The organism is Tunicatimonas sp., assembly GCF_049647865.1.
GTDB lineage: Bacteria > Bacteroidota > Bacteroidia > Cytophagales > Cyclobacteriaceae > Tunicatimonas.
This window is the reverse complement of sequence record NZ_JBARYM010000828.1, coordinates 1-5,499: the sequence shown is the minus strand read 5'-3', so window position 1 is coordinate 5,499 and position 5,499 is coordinate 1. Positions and strand designations below refer to the sequence as shown.

Genomic DNA, 5,499 nt, shown 5'->3' with positions numbered 1-5,499 from the left:
CCAGCCCGTTCGGGCTACCATTTCCCCCCCAACAGGCTCACCGAAGTACTTAGTCTTAGGTAAAGACTCCAGTGACTTCCTCCCTAAATCAACAGGTCTAAGTAGAAATTTTCCGAAGAGATCGTCTCGAGCTGAATTATAGGATTTAAAAAGTGGATGGTCTGATAGAGCGGCTAACTGAGGGTTTTTATAGTAGTTTGCCATTCCATCCAGGAAAATATTATGAAACTCGTAAGCCCAAGAATCGCTTTTAGTATCTCCTAGCCGCATAATCTGTCCGTCTGAGCGCATAAAATAAGCTAGCATATAGCCCATCTGCTCAAATTCATCAACCCAAACGTCTTTACCACCACTCATTTTATTAAACAAGAAAGCGGCCAGTATCATATGACTGGTGCGCGTACTTACGTACCAGCCCTGATGTGATAGATGCGATTTAAATGCAAAATTTCTAACCTCTTGAAATTCATCGAAAAACAACTTGGCAGCCTGATTCCATATTCTAGGGTCTTCATCATAAATGGCTAAGCCCGCTGGTAGCTGGTTGAAAAACCAACCGGAAGTATTGTGACTTACAATAGTACCATGTCCGCCAGTAGCTGGCCAATAAGGTGGATGAAGATTGTGAATCCGAGCAAATTCTTTAATATAGTTCTGCTTTTGGGTGTTGGTCATCAAAGGATAGCACCAATCATATACGCAGGATGCCATAAGAACTTCATTCATCAGGCGCAAGCCATTGTTAGTAGTTTTCCTAAGAGCGCTATAAGCTCCATCGATAGCAGCTTGCCCCTTTTTTTCATCTCCTTCTAATAAATAGGTTAATGCTTGAGAGATGGGCTGGCTATTATTCTTAATTTGCGTCCAAATACCTCGAAAATCTGCGTGATTACGTTTATCCCGCAATTCCTGTAAGCTTTGTTGGGTAACAAATAAACGAGGATGTCCCGAAGGCACTGGAGGAGGACTAGTAAGTAACTGAGCCTTGAGATTCCAGGCTGTAAAGATCACTAAGAGCGTGAGGATATACTGCTTTAATTTCATACCAGCTTCTGTTTATATTCCTAACAAAGGGTCAACACTCAGTATTCATTCAAATGTTATTCCCCTTCCTAATTCTACCAGTCTAAAGTCTGATTAGGTAAGTAAGAAATCAATAAAGTTTTTAACGTTCGACATTAAATAGTAGTAAACCTATACTGAACAATATAACTAACAGAACAAAGTAAATTAATGATAAACATTCTAGTGGACTGTTACAACAAACATTAGAGGTCCTCTTATTCTCGCGCTACTTTACTGCCCTTTAAAGAATAATCATTACCAAAAGCGTACGTGACGCGGGAGAAATGAATGAGATATCTTCGTTTTAATGCCTCCTTACAATCCATACTATTAAAACGTTGATACTTATGTTATCATAAAATTTCTGTGTATCAAAAGATAAAGTACCTCTGTAAGAATAGCTAAGAACAGTAGTAAAATGACAATTACTTTGCCGTTCTTCGCTTGAAGAAAAAAAGAACACAACTGCATCACAATGATAATAGTGCTGTAATAAATAATGTTCGTGTTTTTGCCAAGTGAAATAAGCTCGGTCAGTAACTTACGTATTTCATAACTTTACTACCGATTCATCCGTTTTGCAGATAATATTCAGAAGAACGATCCTGTATGACTGAGTTCAATGCCTATGTGGCGGTAATTGCTACATCGCTCATCATTATTTTTTCTTATTTATTTAACCTGATTGCTAGTAAGACCAATATTCCCAGCGTATTACTGCTGATTATTTTAGGGCTGGGTATGAAGTATGGAGCCGAAGCGTTAGGCATTCCGGTAGGAGATAACCTGATTCCCGTGCTAGAGATTCTAGGTATTATAGGACTGACTATGATTGTATTGGAAGCTGCCCTTGATCTAGAATTAGAGGCTGACCGCTGGCCAATTATCTGGAAATCTTTTATTGTTGCACTTATTGCATTAATAGGTGCTGCTATTGCCGGAGCTTATATTATTCAGTATGCCTACGGTGGCTCCTTTTTTCTCTCACTGGTATATGCCGTACCACTGGCCATTATTAGTAGTGCCATTGTTATTCCCAGTGTGGGTGGGTTGAAGGACGAACATACCCGAGAATTTATGGTGTACGAAGCCACTTTCTCCGATATTCTCGGCATTATGTTCTTCTATTTCTTGTTGGGGAATGCTGAAACTGAATCTACTTCAGCCATCGTGTGGGATGTCGTTAGTAATATCTTCTTGACGATTGGGCTATCAGTAGTGCTTAGTTATGGTTTGGTACTGTTGTTTCAAAAGTTAGACACGCATATAAAGCTAATTTTACTAATTGCGGTACTATTGCTACTCTATTCGGTTGGTAAACTCTTCCATCTTTCTTCCCTGATTATCATTCTTATTTTTGGATTAGTACTAAACAATTTCCGGCTATTCTTCTTCGGCAAACTAAAACGGTTAGTTAATGCTCGGGCGGTGAGTAGTATTCTGAACAACTTCCGGCTGATTACGATGGAATCGGCCTTTGTAGTACGGACTTTCTTTTTCGTTATTTTCGGCATGACGATTACCATTGCTACTATTCTGGATATGAAGGTAGCTATGGTGAGTGGCAGTCTGTTGGTATTAATATTCAGCCTACGGTTTATTCTCTTAAAGATTTTTATTCGGAAAGATATTCTACCGCAGTTATTTATCGCTCCCCGAGGATTAATTACAATTTTACTGTTCTTTGCTATTCCGGTTGAAATGGAGCTAGAGGGATTTAATACGGGGGTGCTACTATTTGTTATTATCCTTTCTAGTATCGCCATGACATTGGCACTGGTGCTAAGTGGTACTAAAATTACTCCTTACGATGACTTTGCTTCCAGCTACTGGGAAGAAGTAGACAAAGAAATTGAGAAAATTGAAACTGACGAGCCTAAAGCTCAGCAAAAGCAGCAATCAGAAACAGTTTAGAGTCAGTAAAATCAGCTTAACGAGAAAAGTTAGCCAACAAATAATCTGTAGTGGTGTTAACTACTTAGGTATCCAATTCTACTTTTTTAACTAAAACATTTTTTAATCATGGATAAAGTTAAGCAGCAAGAGATTTACCGTAATCTTTGGGAACAGCACAAAGACGGCGTAACAACTGACGATGAGGGAACCTACGTCGATCTGAAAAATTTTAATATTGCCGATCACGGCCTTTCCACCGAAGAAACTGGCGCTCCAGGAAAAGAGACTTTTTCCTCTACCGATAATCGAAAAGATGGTTATAGCCTTCGCCGTCATCAGGGTGGCTTTCGATTGTTCAAAGGCATATAGCTAGTTGTTAGCTGACGAGAGAGTCAATTGTAGAGGGTAGCTACTACTAAAACAAGACGCGAAAGCGGATGGTATTTTCAATAGCCCGTAGCTCTTTAATTACGTCATCGCTGTAGGCCTTGTCAATATCGATAATCACGTAGCCAATATCTTCATTCGTTTTAAGGTATTGTCCCACCACATTGATATGGTACTTTAGTAGCACTTGGCTAATATTAGCCAATACGCCCGGCCGGTTATGATGAATATGCATGAGCCGATGAGCATTCTGCAGTAGCGGTAATTGCACATTTGGGAAGTTTACACTAAGGAAAGAACTTCCGGTATTAATGTACTCCATGATCTTACCCGGCACAAATTCTCCAATATTCTCCTGAGCCTCTTCGGTGCTGCCACCAATGTGTGGAGTGAGAATTACATTGGGCAACTCTCGTAAGTCCGAAACAAATTCTTCCTCATTACTTTTGGGTTCGGTAGGAAACACATCTACCGCCGCTCCGCGAATGCGTCCGGTGAGAATATGTTCTTTCAGAATGGCTACATCCACTACAGACCCCCGGCTTAAGTTTAGAAAGAGTGCACCGGGTTTCATAGCCGCAAAATCATCGGCACCAAAGAACTGCTTATTTTCGGCTCGGCCATCCACGTGTAAAGTCACTACATCTACTTGGCCTAATAGCTCTTCTAACGAATTACATTTGGTGGCATTGCCCAGCGCAAGCTTATCGACAATATCGTAGTAGTACACATCCATCCCCATATTTTCGGCCAGCACTGATAGTTGGGATCCGATATTTCCGTACCCTACAATTCCCAATTTCTTCCCCCGAATTTCATTACTATTTTTGGCCGATTTGCCCCACATACCCCGGTGCATCCCACTTGATTTATCAGTAATACCCCGCATCAACATGATAATTTCGCCAATTGCCAGTTCTACTACTGAGCGAGTGTTACTGTAGGGAGCATTAAATACGGCAATGCCTTTTTTGGAGCAAGCAGTTAGGTCAATCTGGTTGGTGCCAATACAGAAAGCTCCAATGGCGAGTAGTCGATTCGCATTTTCCAGTACGTTAGCGGTTACCTGGGTTTTGGAGCGAATGCCTAGCACAGATACTGACTTTATCTTCTCAGCCAGCTCCGCCTCATCCAGCGCAGCATCGTGCGTTTCTACTTGGTAGCCTTCTTCCTTCAGCCGCCGGGCCGCATCGGGATGAATATTTTCTAACAGTAGTACTTTAATCCGGTTTTTGGGGTACGATATAGCGGTGTTCATTTTGTTCAGATAAAGAAATTCGTCGAGAGAAGGGGTAATGTGATCGGCTTTATCAATGACCGAGCCTCGTTCAATATTTTCGGTAAAAGCGTAAAACTTATTGGCGAAACCGGCTGCTTTAATTTTATAGTCATTATAACCATCGCCAATCACGTATACATCTCCGTTTAAATCTAAAGCACGAATCACGGCTACTTTGCCTTCATCGGTTGAGAGCAGGTTCGAGGCATCAAAGCCGGTGATATTTCCTTCAGCATCAAAAGTAAACTCGTTGGCAAATACGTGGTCGTCAGCTATGTCATACTCTTGGGTCACCGGAAGGATAAAGTCTTTAAAACCATTGGAAACCACGTAAATTCGATCCGAAAAGTTACTGAAAAATTCTCGGTTGCGCTCAAACGATGGAGATACGCTTTTCTTTAGTTCTTTTACCAGTGCTGGCAAGTGATCTTGATGAGCCGGGAGTAGTGCTAGTCGGCTTTCCAACGATTCGCGAAAGGAAATTTCGCCGTTCATACAAGAATTAGTGATCCGCTTTACCTCCGATAAAATACCTTCACGTTTCGGATCATCTTTAAGCGCAATTTCGCACAGCACATCTAGCGCCTCTACTTGAGTAAAGGTGCTATCAAAATCGAAGACAAAATACTTCAGGGGCTTGCTAGGTACTGATTCCATTGTGGTTCTTTAGTTCTACGGGCAATTCGCCGCTACGGATATGTAAGTCACGCTGCGGAAACGGAATTTCTACATCGTGTTCGCCAAATTTTTTGAAAACCGAATAGTATAACTGGCTTCTCATCGCTTGAGGTCGTTGCACGTACATCGATGTCCAGACCATCATTTCAAAATTGAGCGAGCTATCTCCGAAGTCAGTAAACCAAACATCGGGT

General features: G+C 41.3%; 4 protein-coding genes and 1 pseudogene. 2 read left to right on the top strand and 3 right to left on the bottom strand.

The window, feature by feature from the left end:
• The coding region (locus WBA23_RS23925; RefSeq protein WP_424584796.1) for a hypothetical protein at positions 1-1,044 on the bottom strand (1,044 nt) is incomplete at its 3' end.
• Between the two features lie 630 nt (positions 1,045-1,674).
• Between WBA23_RS23925 and WBA23_RS23920 the strand changes: the two genes are divergently transcribed.
• A complete protein-coding gene (locus tag WBA23_RS23920; protein WP_424584795.1) occupies positions 1,675-2,979 on the top strand; it encodes a cation:proton antiporter in 1,305 nt (434 codons plus the stop codon).
• A gap of 108 nt (positions 2,980-3,087) precedes the next feature.
• Positions 3,088-3,330, top strand: coding sequence for a hypothetical protein (locus tag WBA23_RS23915; RefSeq protein WP_424584794.1), 243 nt, complete (start codon positions 3,088-3,090; stop codon positions 3,328-3,330).
• 46 nt (positions 3,331-3,376) lie between these two features.
• Here WBA23_RS23915 and serA read toward each other — a convergent pair whose 3' ends face one another.
• Together serA and WBA23_RS23905 are read right to left on the bottom strand one after the other, a co-directional pair.
• Entirely contained in the window at positions 3,377-5,284 is a 1,908-nt protein-coding gene (gene serA, locus WBA23_RS23910; RefSeq protein ID WP_424584793.1) for a phosphoglycerate dehydrogenase, read from the bottom strand.
• Positions 5,268-5,499: pseudogene (locus tag WBA23_RS23905) on the bottom strand (hypothetical protein); the annotation flags it as partial. The gene serA and the pseudogene WBA23_RS23905, both read right to left, overlap by 17 nt.

Excerpts from the sequence above, each read along its gene's own strand:
- WBA23_RS23915 (WP_424584794.1), top strand. The coding sequence starts at position 3,088 with ATGGATAAAGTTAAGCAGCAAGAGATTTACCGTAATCTTTGGGAACAG.
- WBA23_RS23920 (WP_424584795.1), top strand. The coding sequence starts at position 1,675 with ATGACTGAGTTCAATGCCTATGTGGCGGTAATTGCTACATCGCTCATC.
- serA (WP_424584793.1), bottom strand. The coding sequence starts at position 5,284 with ATGGAATCAGTACCTAGCAAGCCCCTGAAGTATTTTGTCTTCGATTTT.